At 63.9% G+C, this 15,508-nt stretch carries 13 protein-coding genes; all 13 read right to left on the bottom strand.

All coding sequences use genetic code 11. The features are described from left to right. Positions 1 to 25: 25 nt before the first annotated feature. Complete coding sequence (locus tag MF4836_RS03620; protein WP_078469198.1) at positions 26 to 493, bottom strand: hypothetical protein; 468 nt, start codon at positions 491 to 493, stop codon at positions 26 to 28. Between the two features lie 6 nt (positions 494 to 499). Continuing rightward, positions 500 to 1,030, bottom strand: a complete 531-nt coding sequence (locus MF4836_RS03615) for a hypothetical protein (RefSeq protein ID WP_153050186.1) — start codon at positions 1,028 to 1,030, stop codon at positions 500 to 502. A gap of 84 nt (positions 1,031 to 1,114) precedes the next feature. Beyond that, a complete protein-coding gene (gene pgaD / locus MF4836_RS03610) occupies positions 1,115 to 1,636 on the bottom strand; it encodes a poly-beta-1,6-N-acetyl-D-glucosamine biosynthesis protein PgaD (protein WP_078469196.1) in 522 nt (173 codons plus the stop codon). Then, positions 1,636 to 2,982, bottom strand: a complete 1,347-nt coding sequence (gene pgaC / locus MF4836_RS03605) for a poly-beta-1,6-N-acetyl-D-glucosamine synthase (protein ID WP_078469195.1) — start codon at positions 2,980 to 2,982, stop codon at positions 1,636 to 1,638. The genes pgaD and pgaC overlap by 1 nt, the downstream gene beginning before the upstream one ends. Before the next feature lie 3 nt (positions 2,983 to 2,985). Next, complete coding sequence (gene pgaB / locus MF4836_RS03600) at positions 2,986 to 4,983, bottom strand: poly-beta-1,6-N-acetyl-D-glucosamine N-deacetylase PgaB (protein WP_078469194.1); 1,998 nt, start codon at positions 4,981 to 4,983, stop codon at positions 2,986 to 2,988. A gap of 12 nt (positions 4,984 to 4,995) precedes the next feature. After that, positions 4,996 to 7,473: a poly-beta-1,6 N-acetyl-D-glucosamine export porin PgaA gene (gene pgaA, locus MF4836_RS03595; RefSeq protein ID WP_078469193.1), complete on the bottom strand. Its 2,478-nt coding sequence runs from the start codon at positions 7,471 to 7,473 to the stop codon at positions 4,996 to 4,998. A gap of 349 nt (positions 7,474 to 7,822) precedes the next feature. Beyond that, the gene (locus MF4836_RS03590) at positions 7,823 to 9,325 is read right to left on the bottom strand and encodes a YdgA family protein (protein WP_078469192.1); all 1,503 of its coding nucleotides are present in this window, start codon (positions 9,323 to 9,325) and stop codon (positions 7,823 to 7,825) included. Between the two features lie 262 nt (positions 9,326 to 9,587). Further along, entirely contained in the window at positions 9,588 to 10,220 is a 633-nt protein-coding gene (locus tag MF4836_RS03585; RefSeq protein ID WP_078469191.1) for an NADH:ubiquinone oxidoreductase subunit N, read from the bottom strand. A 93-nt stretch (positions 10,221 to 10,313) separates the two neighbouring features. Then, positions 10,314 to 11,762, bottom strand: a complete 1,449-nt coding sequence (locus MF4836_RS03580) for an efflux transporter outer membrane subunit (RefSeq protein ID WP_078469190.1) — start codon at positions 11,760 to 11,762, stop codon at positions 10,314 to 10,316. Next, a complete protein-coding gene (locus MF4836_RS03575; protein WP_078469189.1) occupies positions 11,759 to 12,655 on the bottom strand; it encodes an efflux RND transporter periplasmic adaptor subunit in 897 nt (298 codons plus the stop codon). Before MF4836_RS03575 ends, MF4836_RS03580 begins: the two co-directional genes overlap by 4 nt. Beyond that, positions 12,652 to 12,861, bottom strand: a complete 210-nt coding sequence (locus MF4836_RS03570) for a DUF1656 domain-containing protein (RefSeq protein WP_020296394.1) — start codon at positions 12,859 to 12,861, stop codon at positions 12,652 to 12,654. Before MF4836_RS03570 ends, MF4836_RS03575 begins: the two co-directional genes overlap by 4 nt. Further along, a complete protein-coding gene (locus MF4836_RS03565; protein ID WP_078469188.1) occupies positions 12,858 to 14,942 on the bottom strand; it encodes an FUSC family protein in 2,085 nt (694 codons plus the stop codon). The genes MF4836_RS03570 and MF4836_RS03565 overlap by 4 nt, the downstream gene beginning before the upstream one ends. Further along, positions 14,939 to 15,367 carry a MarR family winged helix-turn-helix transcriptional regulator gene (locus tag MF4836_RS03560; protein ID WP_078469187.1) on the bottom strand — a complete coding sequence of 143 codons (429 nt, stop codon included), beginning with the start codon at positions 15,365 to 15,367 and terminating at the stop codon, positions 14,939 to 14,941. Before MF4836_RS03560 ends, MF4836_RS03565 begins: the two co-directional genes overlap by 4 nt. Between the last annotated feature and the right edge of the window lie 141 nt (positions 15,368 to 15,508).

Here is a 15,508-nt window from a genome sequence, read left to right as displayed (position 1 = left end):
GGATTTCATCAACGCGGCCGGGCGATCAACCCTGGTGCGCCTGCACACCCCGCTCAATCTCCCCGGCCAGGCTCCTGGGAAGCGCTCCATCGACATAGCGCTGGGCGATATCAAAAGGGTCGACACTCAAGCCTGGCCGCGGCGGGTAGGAGAACTCACCGACCACATAGCGGGCAAAGGCCGTCGACCGGGGATCCTCATCCACCTGCCAGCAGCCGTCATAGGCCATCAGCAGGTATTCGCCGATAAAGTAGCCAATGCGCGTGATCAACCAGATCCGATTGTGTTCTTCCACCTCCAAGTGGTTGAAGGAGCGTTCCAGCAGCGGCAGGAATTTCGCCGGTGCAATCAATACCTCGTAGGCATTCTCACCGCCAATGGCCTCGACAAACTGATGCAGCACCGGCAAACGCTCCGCCTTGAATACGGCAAACTCCGCCAGCCTGCGGGCCAATAGCGCGCTATCGGCTTCGCTTATAAACAGATCTGTCATCGCTGATTACTCTCCTGACCTGAGTGCATTGACCGGTAAATGCCGGGCCAGTTTCCGAGCCCGGTGTCGCACGTTCTGTGTCGGTCCGTTCTCGCTCAGGGTGTGCAGGGCTGCCTGCACCGTGGCGCAGCGGACGCCGTCCGCCGCCCATTGCAGGGCCCGGGTCGTCCAGTATTCGCTCGGACTTAGCAAGCCGGTGGCGACCACCCGGGCAAAGGGAAAGTGTTCGCCAATGGCTTGGGGCAATCCATGCCGATCCAGGCCCTCGCTGAGCAGCGCGCGGACCTGCTCCAGGGGCATCTCCAGCAGCGGCAGCAGCGCCACCAGCGCCGCGCCCTCGATGCAGGGCATAACCCGCTGGTCATGCACTTGCACCCAGGCCCCCTGAGACGAAAGGCCGATGCCGACTCGCCCTTGGGCAAACGCGAAGATGGGCAACCAATCCAGGGCCGGGCCGGCTTGCGGCGCAACGGTGATCCAGGGTAGCGGCAACTGGCTGACAAGGGTCGCAAGGGCCGCCGGTAACTCATCGTGCATCTGCTTCATCCCTGGTTTTAGCGGGCAATAAAAAGCCCCGGGAAACGGGGCTTTTCAGCGTTCGGCGCATTGTGCCAAAGGGGCTCAGGCCTTGTCTTTGCCCTTGCCGTCTTCATCCGGCAGGTGGATGACCCGGGTCGGCGTGACGGCGGCCAGCGGCGGATGCAATTGGTCCTGCGGCTCGATGCGATAGAACTGGGTGGCAACGTGGCTGATGCCGCCCTCTTCGTCGTTGTGCACGACCATGGTGCCCGGCAGGCGGATGCGGGTGAAATTGTCTTCGCTGAGGTTGAAGGTTTCACTCAGGCGCTGATCATCCACCACCGGCGCCGGCAGGCGGGGCGGATAATTGCGGCTTCGCAGTTGTCGGTAGCGCGCCCAGCCGATCAGCAATGCGGCGTTGACCAGCGCGACCCAGAGGTAGATCTCCAGGGTGCTCAAGGCGTCGAGCAGGCTGACATCGATGCGCGGCCCGCCTTCATGGGAACCGACCAGCGGCAACAGGCCACGCACCAACAGGTACAGCAGGCCAATCCATGCCAGTACGGTGAAAAACACATCGACGACCACCAGGAACGGGCGTTGACGGGTTCTGATGATTTTCATCAGTTCCCCTCCTCATCATCTATCGGCTTGATGCCGCGGTCGGGGCTGACCCAGCGCGCCCGTTTCTGATGTCTCCCGAACAGCACCTTGGGAAAGCTGACCAGTGTGGTGAGCAAGCTGATGAACCAGAACACCAGGGGGTACCAGACCACCCAGAACATGGTCTTCCACAGGTCCTTTTCATATCGTCGGTCGATCAGGATGCTGACCGCGAACTGCATCAGGCACACCATCGCCAGCACCAGGCCGGTAAAGGCCGGCGGCAGCAGGTGGTGCACGGCGATGGCCTCGGGCATCTCGATGAATTTGCCCACGGCCCAGAAGATCACCGACAACAGGAAGGTGAAGGCCCAGCCGGTGGACAGGCAGTAATCGAACAGCAGGGTCCACAGGTAGCGGTGGCGCCATTCCCAGATGCCGCGAATGTTCTTGAACAGCACCTCGGCGCCGCCCTGGGCCCAGCGCAGGCGCTGCTTCCACAGGCCGCCCAGGGTTTCCGGCATCAGGATCCAGCACAGCGCCCGGGGCTCGTAGAAGATCGTCCAGTGGTCCAGTTGCAGCTTCCAGCTGATGTCGATGTCTTCGGTGATCATGTCCGGGCTCCAGTAGCCCACCCGGTGCAACGCGGTGCGACGGAAGGCGACGATCACGCCAGAGACGGTGAAGACTTTGCCGAACACCCGCTGGGTGCGCTTGATCAGGCCGATGATCGAGGAGAACTCGCCGACCTGCACCCGACCGACCAGGGTCGAACGGGTGCGGATCCGTGGGTTGCCGGTCACTGCCCCGAGACGGGTGTTGTGCAGCATCGGCGCCACCAGGTACGCCGCGGTATTGGGCGCCAGCAACGCATCGCCGTCGATGCACACCAGGTATTCGCTGCGCGCAGCCACGGCGCCCATGCGCAGGGCCACGGCCTTGCCCTGGTTTTCCGCCAGGTGCAGCACACGCAGGCGTGGGTCCTGCAGGGCCAGGGCATCGAGGACCTGGGCGGTGTTGTCCTTGGAGCCATCGTTGATGGCGATCACTTCGATGTTCGGGTAGTGCTGGCCCAGCGCGGCATGGATGGTGTCGGCGGCGTTATCCCCTTCGTTGTAGCAAGGGATCAGGATGGTGATCAGCGGCTCGCCTTCCAGCACCGGCGGCAGGGTGTCTTCCTTCCACGGCCAGTGGCGCTCCCAGTGCAGCCAGTAGTACAGGCCGCCGGCGATCCACAGCCCCGACATGAACAACGGGTAGAAGAACACGAAGTCCATCAGGAACTGGCCCGTGACCAGGAAAATAAGGCCCAGCGGCACCCCGAGGACAATCGCCAGCACCAATAGGGCTAAGAGTCGATCGATCATGATTCAAGGGTTCCATTTGTTGGAGAGCGCGGGCCGAACTGTTTTCAGGTCCGGCGAGTTCTCAAGGAAGTTGTCCGGGTAGTAACCAAAGCTGGTTGCGCCCTGACGCTTGAGACGGCCCATCCAGTCAGCCATCTGTTCAGCGGAGATATCCGCCGCCGGTTTTGCCGCCCAATCCCGGGCCTGCAATTCAAACACCGTGCGCTTGAGGGCGCCCGGACGTGCCTTGACCGTGGCCACCAGGTCTTCGAGCCAGGCCCCCGACTGGTGCACGTTTTTGCCCTCCATCAGCGGCATGGCCATGGGCGCGGTCCAGTCGTAGTTGGCCAGGAAGTTGTCGAGGTTCTGCGCGAACCAGGCCTCACTGTCGGGGTTGAGCATCGGCTCGGCGAACAGGTTGCGTGCGGTCTGCACCTGCGGACCGCGAATGGCGCGAACCTTGGCGGTCAGCTCATGGGTGAAATCGGTCAGGTAGCGGGTCTTGAACTGAGTCCAGCGCTGCAACGTGGCCGGGTCGGCGCGCAGGGCCGCGATCGAGCCGGGCAAGCCGTTGGCGGTATACACCCGCAGGGCGGCGGGGCTGGCGTCTTCGAAATCGGAAAGCACCGCGTCGTCGTGGTAGAGGATGCCGTCGACCGAAGTCAGGCGCGCCACGTCCTGGTAGATCTCGCCAATGACTCGCCGGACCTCGGGGTCGAACGGCGACAGCCGCTGGTATTGCTTGGGATCGGTGGACACCTGCCCGGTGGCCGGGTCCCAGCGGGTCACCCGTGGCAGCTTGGAGTCCAGGGCAAAGCTCAGCACCGGCATCCAGGCAAAGACTTTGACGTGGGCCCGGGTCCGCAGTTGCCAGGCCACGCGGTCGAAGATGTCGGCACGCACTGGCAGGTGGCGGTTGGGGAAGTACAGCGAGTGCACCAGACCGTCACCCTTGGGGTCGGCGAAGGCTTGCAGGAACACGGTGTTGGCCCCCATGTCCGACATGCGCTGCACCAGCTTGCCGAGGTTGATCTCCTGCTGCGCCGGGTCGGGGTCGTAGACGTTATCCAGGTCCACGTGCACCACGCGCATCGGCGCGTCGGCCTGAACGCCGGTGATGCTGTTGGAGAAGTGCATGCCATCCGGGTCGGATGCCACCAGGAAACGCGGGCTGCTCATCAGGTTGTCGAGGGCATCGAGCCCATCGTCGAGGGTCAGGGCCATCTGGTAACCCTGGTCGCCGATGACTTGTAGCGCCGTGCCGTCAGCCACCCCATAGGGCCAGACCCAGACCCGTGGGTTGTAGCCGGTGACTGCGCGAATTTTCTTGGAGATGGTCGCTACGTCGTTGCGCAGGCGTGCCTGGAAGTCGGCCTCGCTTTCATAGCGGCCGGTGGTTGCATCGTAGCGCCGGGTGGCGGCTGCCGGTTGCAGGTTGCCTTGCGGGTTGGCCAACACGCCTTTGTGGCTGGCGTCGGTGTGGGCGGCGATTTCCACCAGCCCGGACTGGGAAATTTCGCGGATTTGCGCCCAGGTCAGAAACTGCGAACGCGGACGCATTTCACCGGCAAAGTCCACCTTCTGGTCGGCCGGGGTGTCGATCCATACACCCACCGGCGCCAGCAACGCGTGCCAGTTGTAGCTGCGCAGTACCGGCAGCACCCGGGTATAGAAGCTGGCATAGCCGTCGTCGAAGCTCAGCAGGATGGCCTTGGGGGGCAGCTCGGGGCCGCCTTTGCGCGCCGCCAGGATCTGGTCGATGGTCACCGGCCGATAGTTGTTTTCACGCAGCCAGGCCAGCTGTTCGATCATGCGCTCGGTGCGCACCGCCACCACCGCCTGATCGGGGTCGCGGTCTTCGACGTCGTGATAGGCGATGCCCAGGACATGGTTTTTCGGCCATGGGGCCTCATTGTCCGGCAGCGGGCGTTGGGCCGGCGGCACGAACTCCGGGGCTTGTTGGGCGCAGGCGCTGAGAATCAGGACTCCCAGCAGGAGGATGCAACGGGTGATCAGAGGCATCGTCAAACTCTTCTAGAAGCGATAGGTAAGGTCGAGAAGCAGCCGCAGGTCGGTTTCCCGATCGCCGTCGTAAGGCCGGTTGATCACACTCAAGTTGGCCCCTGCTTCGAACACGTCATTCCAGGTCACGCGCTGGCCGTAACCCAGCAGCCAGACGCCACCAGTGGAGTAGTCACGCTGGCTGTAGGTACCGGCCCCGGCCTGGAACTGCTGGCTCCACGAGGTTTCGTAACGGTGGTAGAGCACGTGGTTGACGTTGACCGTCGGCAACACGCTGAAGTCCGACTTGGGGTTGAAGTACGGCGTGTCTTCCTTGGTGTTGTGGCTGGCGCCGACTTCCAGTCCCAGATCGACCTGCACGTGGGGCGAGGCGTACACGCCCTCGCGACCGGTGAGCAAGGCTTCAAGGCGGTTGTTGCCATCGCTGAAGTGCGAGGGGCTCAAGGCCAACTTCCATTCGCGGCTTTCGTTGGCGCGCCAGCGCAGGAATGCACTGCCGCCGTTGGACGTGACATCGCTGTTCAACGCCCGTAGTGGGGTGTTGGCCGACAGGTATTCGAGGCTGCCGCCGTATTGCCAGTGATCGTCGATATCCCGCGCCAGCGACACTCGGGCCCCGAGCTTGTCGCCGTAGCCGTAGGAATGGTTGGAGACCTCGGCCTCCAGGGTCATGTCCCGGGTGCGTTGCTCTACGCCCAGGCGCTGCCAGCGATGGTGGCCGGTGCCTTCCTGGAAATCCCCGGTGGCGTAACCGACACCGCCGAACAGGCGCCAGTCTTCATTGATGGGCGGGCTGTAGAGCACGCTTTCGATGCCGAAATCCCGGCTCCCGGACACGGCCCCGGCACCATTGTTGCCACCGCCGTAGCTCTTGCCGCCGTAGGTCTCGACCCGCAGTTCGGCCATGTCGTGGACGTCCCGCTGGCGCGCCAGACGCTGGACCTGGCGGTTGTCCGGGAAGCGCTCCAGGGTGTCATCGGTGAGCGCGTCCATCTGCCGCCATTCCTGCAGATCCATCGCGGTGTGGCCCTGGGCGACCTCAAGGCCGATATCGCGCGGCACCAAGCTCTCGGTTTCCTTGAGCAGGCTTTCCGCGCGGCGCGGCCAGTCCCGGGCCAGGTACAGATCGGCCTGGGCCAGGCGCAGGCCGGTGTTGCCCGGCGCCTGGTCGACCAGGGCCGCGAGCCGCTGTTCACTGTCAGGCAGGTCAGCGCTGTAGGTGCCGGACTGGGCCAGCAATTGCTGAGCGTCCATCCAGTCATCGTTGGGGTTGCCGATCGGCAGCCCCTTGAGTTCAACCCGTGGCCGCTGGCTTTGCGCCAGGTCGCTGGCGACCTTTTGCGCTTCTTCCGGGCGGTCGCTTTCCAGCAGCGCGTAGTACAAGGCGGTGCTGTCTTCGACCTTGTTCGCACTGTCGGCATCCGGCGCCGCCAGGACCTCGCGATACAGGTCGCTGGCGATTTCCGGCTCGCGCTGATCAAGGAAGGACGCGGCGACCCAACGCATGGCGTAGGTTGGAATGGTCACGCCCTCGGCCACCAACTGGTGGTATTGGCGGATCACTTCGTCGGTGCGCGAGCGATACCGCAGCGCGCCCAGGCGATCGATGCGCCAGCGGGTCACGTCTTCCTTGGCTTGCGGGTCCGGAGTCCAGGTGCCGAGCAACTGGTCGTAATCGGCCAGGGCACGGTCGGCGATGACGAAGCGTTCTTTTTCACTGCGGGTGGCAAACTCGGCCAGGCGCACGCGCTCGGCCGCCACGTCGCCTTCCAGGCGGCGCTGGGTCACCGGATCGAGCAGCCCGGGGCGCTGGCGAGCCAGGCGCAGGGCCGGCTCCGGCAAGCGTGCCCGCTGCAGGGCGACAATGTATTCACGGGCGACTTCAGGCTTGTTGCCGGCGCGGACAAACGCCTGGTCGTATTCGAACAAAGCATCATAGGGCGCGCCCGAACGGGTCAGCGCGTAACCCAGTGCCAGACGGCGCGCCGGGTCATCGGGCTTGGCCGCCACCAGGGCTCGGGCCCGGGCAACCGCCTCGGCGGGCTGGCCGGCATCGGCCTGGGTCATGGCCAGGCCCAGTTGCAGGTCGGCGTTTTGCGGGTCGCGCTCCAGGGCCTTACGGTAGACCTGGGTCGCCGAATCCCAGCGTTTGAGGTTGCGATAGGCGCGAGCCGTGGCGGTCAACGCCTGCACCGGCAATACCCGGTTGCGCGCCTGATGCTCATAGACGTCCACCACCTCTGAATCGAGGCCGGCCCAACTGGCAATTTGCAGGTGGTCGCTGACCAGCCCATTGGTCAACTGATCGGGCGGTACGGCGCGCAGATGGGTCAGGGCCGGAGCGAAAGTACCGGCCCGCGCCTGGATAATCAGTTGGTCATAGGCCGCGTCGGCAAACGCCAGGGTCGGCCAGAGCAACTGGCTGCACAACGCCAGGCGAAACAGCGGTCGCAAACCATAGAGGCGAACGGGATGAACAATAAACGGCATTTCGTCAGCATCCTTAATGGCTAGCCGAGGTCTTGCGCCCCCTGCTGGTTACGCGCCGGAAAGCCGGAATCAGAAGATCCGGCTAAATCTTTTCGAGTGGATTCTTTCACGCAAGGTTAGTCGAGAATTTGCAGCGCAATATTTATTCAGATTCATTTCCCGCCCAAGGTTTCGGAAATTTGAACCCGTTGGGTTTTCCCCAAGAGCTCAAGCCCGGAGTTTGCGGATCGCCATCAGGCTCCAGACATTTTTTGCGCGCACAGCAAAACGCCCGATCCTGTTAGAAAACAGGCGTCGGGCGTCAGGTTGCTACAACGTTATCGGCCGGCGGTGACCGACCGAAGCGGGCTTAGCGAAGGGCGCCAGCACCACCGGCTTTGCTCATGACAAAACCGATGAACTGCTCAACGCTCATCTTCTGGCCGTTGAAGTCCACCTGGTTATCGGCGTAGTGCAGCTTGGAGACGATATCGGTGCCTTCCAGCTTCGCCAGTTGCGTCCCCAGGGCCATGCCGCTGACCATTTCAGCCGCCATGTTGCTCTGATCGGCGATCAGCTTGGCGTCGGTCTGGCCATCCAGTTGCGCCTGCAGCGCCGCCACATCGGCAATCATCGGCTTGGACAGTTGCAGGTTGGCGTCCAGCAGGCTGATCAGTTGCTTGCCCAGTTCAGCAGGCGGCAACTCAAGGTTCTGCGGCTTGGCCAGGTGCAGGCTGAGGTTGAAGCGGCTCTCACCGTTGGTGGTCTTGAACGAGAAGTTTTCCAGGGCGAGCTGCGGCTTGGATTCCAGCACCTTGTTCACCGCGCTGCGCACCTTGGCCTCTTCGGCCTCGGTCATTTGCAGCTCCGGTGCCGGTTCGCCATTTTCGGCGGCGGCGGTGGAAGCAGCTTCGTAGGGTTGCAGCTTGGTCTGATAAACCTGCACCAGGTCCATCAGGGACTGGGTGTCGAGGTTCTTCATGCTCCAGGCCATCTGCGCCGAACCGATGTTCTTGCCGTCGAAGTTGATCTCACCCACCTTGTAATCGGCGCGGCCGCCCAGGGTGGTGCCGGTTTCTTCGCTGGAGGTCTTCTGTTCGAAGTTTTTCAGGGTCAGGACCGATTTCTTGTCGCCAAAGGTGGCCTTGGTGCTGGTCAGCTCCAGGGTGTTCTGGCCCAGGTAGAAACCGAAACTGCTTTTGTTGAGGTTGCTGGCCAGGGTCAGGCCGTTCAGCTCGACCAGTACCGGTGGCTTGTCCGCCGGGCTCAGGAGCAGCGTGAGGCTGTCCATGTAGCCGTCGACCTTGACCTTCTGGGCCTCGGAAGAACTGTCGACATTCAGGTTCAGGCCGGAAAACTTGAACTTGGTGTTGTCATCCAGGGCGATATCCAGCGGCAGCAGCTCGAGGGTGCCGTTGGCGGAGCGGTCGTAACCCATGTTGACCAGGCCTTTGAGCGGCGACTGGCCATTGGCGGCGGCAAACCATTTTTCGGTCTGCGGGTTCTTTTCCAGCTCGTAGTGACTGGTGGCCATGACCGGCAGCCACTTCAGGCTGATCAGGCGCGAGAACGGCAGCGGACCGTGTTCGATATGGTCGACGAACAGCAGCTCGGCGTTGCCGTTGAACAGCTCGCCTTCGCCCTTGAGGCGGTAATGGGCGGTGCTGGTGAACAGCTTGCGATCGAGGGATACCAGCTCCAGGGTCGCGCTGCCGTTGGAACCGACCATTGCGGCCTGCAGTTCCTTGTTGGCATCGGCGATCGAGGTTTGCAGTACACCTTCGAGCTTGGTGCCGGTGTACCAGGCGCCGCCGGCACTGATTGCACCTACTGCGACGACGATTCCTAACAGTACGCCTGCTGATTTATTCATGTCTGACCCGATCAATATCCGTTGTTTGAAGGTGTGGTCGTCTTCCCTGAACCCATGACGGGTTGCGGCTCGACTTCGCGTAAAGCGGGCGAAGATTAGCATTGGCGGCGCCCGGCGACCCAGCCTTTGCGTGTGAAAACTCGTTAATCCGTGAGCCAGGGCGCATTCATGGGACGAACGGACGGGGCCATCCACGGCGGTTTGGCTTGGGTTTTTTGTGGGCCTGCAAGGGCCAGCGCAGCCTGGCGGCGGCTACAACGGCTCAGGAGTATTCGATTTCCAGGGCATCGAGCTGGTGGTCGAAGCTTTTGAGGCGGGCGCTCCAGGTGTACACCAGCACTTCGAAGTCGCGATCGATCACGGCGCCGCCCGGGGAATCCCCTCGCGGGTCGCAGAAGTCCAGTTGGTAGCGCTGGCGGGCCATGGCGGCGGCGACGTCGGAGAGTTCCCGGGCGTTGTTCAGCCAGTGCCGGCCGTCGGAGGATTGGCGGTCGAGGACCACGCACTGTTTCTTCAGGGCTTCGAGGCTTTTTTCCAGGGGGGTGCCGGTGAGTTCGCCCATGACTTCCTGGAAACTGCGCCCCGGCTGCCAGTAGCTGCCCCAGAAATAGCGATCGAACACGGTTTCGACCCGACGCAGCGCGACCTTGGTGTCCCAGATCACCACCAGGGTCTTGCTCTGTTCCAGTTGTTTTTTCTTGAGCCGCAGGCTGCCGAGCGAAGCCCAGGCCACCACCACGATTGCCAGTACTGCGATCAGCGCACTGGCGCTGTCGAGGAAGACCATCGCCTTGTCGATCTGGTGGGCCAGCATGATGCCGTAGAAGTAAGTCGCAGAGAGCAGCAACAGCGCGCACAGAACGCACCAGAAGCCGGGAGCATAAGGGTTTTTCATTATTGGAATCCCCATGACCATCACGTGCTTGAGCCGTGGACGGGGGCGCTCTTGAAAGGCGCTCGCCCAACAGCTCAAAGCATAGCAACGGGCTCAGGGTTTGCTGGACGGCGAGCCTTGCGTTCGTCCGCTTTCCCAACCACCGCCCAGGGCCAGGAACAGATCGATCTGGCTCATGGCGACCTGGGTGTTGGCCGAGGCCAGTTGCGCGCGCATATCGGTGTAGGTCCGGGTGGCTTGCAGGTCGGCCAGGAACGACGCACGGCCGGCCTGGAAGAAGCGGTGGGTCTGGTCCGCCGCCTGCTGCGCCGACACTTCGGCATCCGCCAGGGCGTCGCGGCGTTGCAGTTGGGCACTGTATTGCGCCAAGCCGGTCTGGGTTTCGCGGATGGCGTTGAGCACCACCCCGTCAAAATGCGCCAGGGCGCCCTGACTCACGGCTTCGGCCTGATGAATACGCTGGCGGGCGCCATTGGACGGCACGCTCCAGCTCAACAGCGGGCCAAAGCCCCAGCGGTTGGTGGCGGGCTTGCCGAGGTTTTCCAGGATGCCGACCGTGCCGACGGTGGCGCCGATGCTGATGTCCGGGTACAGCGCGCCGGTGGCCACGCCGATGTCGGCGGTGGCGGCCGCCAGACGGCGTTCGGCCTGGCGCACGTCGGGCCGGCGCTTGAGCAGGGTCGCGCCGTCACCCACCGGCAACAATTGCGCAATGTGCGGCAGCTCGGCGCAACTGCTGGTGCCGGCGGGCAGTTGGTCCAGGGGTTTGGCCAGCAACATCGACAGGCGGAACAGCCCGGCCTGGCGCGCCGCTTCATAGCGCGGCAATTCGGCGCGCAATGACTTGAATTGGGTCTGCGAGCGGGTGACCTGGGTCTCGTCACCGCGCCCCGCATCCCGCAGGCGCTGGGTCAGCTGGGTGCTCTGGGCTTGCAGGTCGAGGGAATGCTCGGCGATCTGCCGCTCCTCGTTGGCCGCGCAGATTTGCGTATAGGCCCGGACCACGTCGGCCACCAGGGTGATGCGTGCGGTGTCGGCCGCGGCCTGGGTTGCGTCGGCATTGGCCTTGGCCGCCTCGATGCCTCGCTGCAGGGTGCCGAACAGGTCGAACTGATAGGAAGTGCTGATCGCGATATCACCGACATTGGCCACCGGCACCTTGCCGGCCTGGAGGAAGGCTTCGCCCGACTCCTGCAAGCGCTGCGCCCCCATCTTCACCCCGCCGCTCCAGCCGCCGGCAGCCTGGGCCTCGTCGACCTGGGCCCGGGCCCGCGCCAGGTTGGCCGCGGCGACCCGCAGGTCGGTGTTGGAGGCCAGGGCCTGCTGCACCAACTGGTCCAGGCGCGGGTCCTGATACAGGCGCCACCAATCGCCGGGCACCGGCGCCGAGACCACATCCGCATCCTTGGCCGCCAGCTCACCTTGCAAGTCGGGACGCTGCAGCGCGGCGTCCGCCGGCAACTGGTAGTCCGGCCCGACCATGTGGCAGGCCGAGAGCAGCAGGCCGAGCCCGGCCAGGGCCAAACGCGCCGCCGTGTTCATTGCCCGGGCTCCTGCTGCGGTTTGCCCTGGCCATCGATGATCGACACCGTGGCGGTGCGCCCGGCGATCATGCGGAAATCCGCCGGTACATCGTCAAAGGCGATGCGCACCGGAATCCGCTGCGCCAGCCGCACCCAGCTGAAGGCCGGATTGACGTTGGGCAGCAGGTTGGAACCGCTGCTGCGGTCGCGGTCCTCGATACCGGCGACGATGCTTTCGACATGCCCGCGCAACCGTGCACGGTCACCGATGACCCGGATGTCGACCGCCTGGCCGACATGGATACCGTCGAGCTTGGTCTCTTCGAAATAACCGTCGATGTGGAAGGAGTTGCTGTCCACCACCGACAACACCGGGCGCCCGGCGGTGACGAATTCCTGGGCCCGCGGCGCACGGTCGTTGACGTAACCGTCGACCGGGCTGCGGATCACCGAGCGGTCGAGGTTCAACTGCGCGCTGTCCACCGCCACCAGGGTTTCGGCCAGGGCCGACTGGGCACGGGCCACCCGCGACTGGCTTTCTTCCAGTTGCTCGCGTGGCACCAGGTTGCCCAGGCCCTTGTTGCGCCGGGCTTCACGCTGGGCCTGGTCGAGGGTTTCCTGGCGGTCGGCGAGGGCCGCCCTGGCTTGGCGCAGGGCCAGCTTGAAACGGTCCTGGTCGATGCTGAATAGCACCTGGCCGCGCTGCACCAACTGGTTGTCGCGCACCTGGACCTGCTGGATCAACCCGGACACATCCGGCGCGATCTGCACGATGTCGGCGCGAATATGCCCGTCCCGGGTCCAGGGCGCGAACATGTAGTACATCACCATGCGCCACACCACCACGACCGCGAAGGTCACCACCAGCAAGGTCAGGACTACGCGACCGATGGTCAATAAAGGTTTTTTCATGTCATCAGGTATCGACTGAGTGAATCCACCACGCCGAGCAGCAAGGCGTAGAGACCCACGTTGAACAGTGCCCGGTGCCAGACCAGGCGATAGAAGTGCATGCGCGTCAACAACCCGTGCACCACCAGGTACAACACATAAGTAATGCCCATCAGCACCAGCAGCGTGGGCAGGAATACCCCACTGATATCCAGATCACCGATCATAGAGGCGCTCCATCGATGCCATGGGGAAGCGGTTCTTCAAGCTCGCCGCCGACGACGAATTCCACCCCCGGCAGCAAGGCCAGGCGCAGGCCGCTGAGGGCGTGCAGCAGATGCAGGCGCGTTTCGTGGTCGTCCTGGGCCTGAGCGTTGAGGGCGCGCCGGGTACGGTCCAGGGTCATCAGCAGAGCACTGGGCGCCGGCAGGCGTTCACCGGCCTTGAGGCAGGCCTGAAAATACGCCCCGACCTCGGCCACCACTTGCCGCACCAGTGCCTGCGCCGAACCCTGCACCCGTGGCGAATAGGCCAGCAGGTCGAGGAGATTCAGCGCCACCCGCAGTTCGCGCAGGGCGACGCCGGTGTCCTGACCGGTCATGGCCAATCGCGGCAGGTGCTGCATCAGTCGGTCGAGCATTTGCGCCCCCAGGTGCCGATGCTCGGCCAGGGTCGCCGGCTGCGTCAGGCCGACAATGTCGCGCCAGCTGAAGCGCGTCAGGCGCTTGGCCGCCAGCTCCGAACCGAAGGGCCGGGCAATCAGGGTCCAGACGAAGGCAAACAGCAAGCCCATGGGCCCGGCCAGGTTGGAGTTGGCGAAGCTCAGGAAGTCGGCGTCGTAGGCGCCCTGGATGCTGATAAAGGACGAGGTGTTGACGATGGTCAGCAGCATGCCGAGGTAAAAGCGCGGCTGTACCGTGAGGGTTCCGACGCAGATAAAGGGCACGGCAAAGGCCAGCACCAGCATCGGGAAGTCATGCAGGTTGGGCAGGATCAGGAACAGGTAGAGGCTGGCGAACAGCACCGACATCGCGGTCCAGAAAAAGAAGCGGTAGATCTGCGGCGCCGGGTCGTCCATGGAGGCGAAGAAGCTGCACGCCACCGCCGCCAGGATCACCGCGCTGCCGCCGTCGGTCCAGCCCAGGAGGATCCACAGCACCGAGGCGACGATGATCGCGGTGATGGTCGAGACCACCGAATACAGCATCAACCCGCGATCGAGAAACGGCGTCAGCCGGCCCAGGCGCCAATGCCGGTAGACCGCGCGCCAGGTGTCCTGGCTTTCGCATTGAATGGCGTGTTGCAGGCTGCGGCAGTCCTGCCACAGGTCGATCCATTCGCCCAACCGATACAGGGCGTTGGACAGCAGCAGTTGGCGTCGGTCATCCAGCGCTTCGGCGCTCGGCTGCAAGGCGTCGAGCTGATTGCGCAGCGCTTGCCAGCGCTCCACCGAGGCACCCGCGGCCGTGTCCTGCAACCACGCATTGGCCTGTTCCAGCAGCGGTGCGAACTGCGCCACCAATTCCGGAGTGCGTCGTTCCAGGGCATAGAGCGCGTCATCCAGGGCGTCCACCACCGGCAGCAGGTGGATCATGCGCCCCCGCAGTTCCTTGGTATTGCGCACGGTCTGTGGCCGCGCGCCTTCGTGGGGCAGTTGGCCGATCATCAGTTCCAGGCTGTTGAAGGTGGCGACCATCGAGCCGCGCAGGGCGCTGACTTCCTGCGGGTCCACGGTGCGACTGAGGAAACGCTGGCTGTAGGTGGACGCATCGGCAAACCACTTGCCGGCCGCGTCGACAAACACTGGGGCCAGGCGCCGCGGCCAGAACATGCTGCCAACCACCGCGGCGCAGACGATGCCGAGGAAGATTTCCTCGGTACGCGCCTCAGCCACGTCCCACACCGCCAGGGGATTATCCACCACCGGCAGGGCGATCAGCGGCAGGGTGTAGCCGGCCAGCATCAGCGCGTAACTGTTGGCGGTACGCAGATGCAGGGACAAAAACAGCAGGATGCCGGTCCACAGCGCAATCACCAGCACCAGCAGGTAGGGGCTCTGCACGAACATTGGCACAAACAGTACTGCCGCCGACGCCCCAAGCAAGGTGCCGACCGCGCGGTACAGCGCCTTGGAGCTGGTGGGACCGACAAAGGGGCTGGAGACGATATACACGGTCGCCATGGCCCAGTAGGGACGCGGCATCTGCATCAGCATGGCGATATACAGCGCGATCATCGACGCGGCGAAGGTGCGCGCCCCGTAGAACCAGTCCCGCGCCGGCGGCATGCCGGTAAAAAATCCGTTCAAGAAGCGGCCACCGGCAAATGGGTCGCCGACTCGAAGGCGCGAATCACCCGCAGCGCGGCCTCAAGGTCCCCAGGCGCGATGCCGTCCAGCACTTCGCGACGCAGGCGCGCCAACTCCACCTCCACCGCCTGTACCAGTTCGCGGCCACTGGCGGTCAGGCTCAGGCATTTGGCGCGGCGATCATGGGCGTCTTCGGTGCGACACACGTAACCGGCCTTGCACAACTGATCGAGCAGGCGCACCAGGGACGGGCTCTCCATCCCGGCGGCATGGGCCACCGTCACCTGACGCACGCCCTCGCCCAGGCGCCCGATCATCAACAACGGCACGGCGCAGGCTTCGGAGATTCCATAGTTGAGCAGCGTGGTCTGGCAGATCCGCCGCCAATGGCGCGAGGCGACCACCATGCCGCTGCTGATATTCATCTGGAGCGCATCGAGATTCTGGGACAAGGGAGGATTCGCACACTGTTAGTTTGCTAACTATCAATATGACATTGGCGGATATTTTTGGTCAAGTTTTGATACAAACTATTCCTGGCGACCGCTATGGGTCCGTGCACAAGA

It is taken from the genome of Pseudomonas sp. MF4836 (assembly GCF_002018875.1).
In the GTDB taxonomy this organism is placed as follows: domain Bacteria; phylum Pseudomonadota; class Gammaproteobacteria; order Pseudomonadales; family Pseudomonadaceae; genus Aquipseudomonas.
This window is presented reverse-complemented; position numbering and strand designations above follow the sequence as displayed.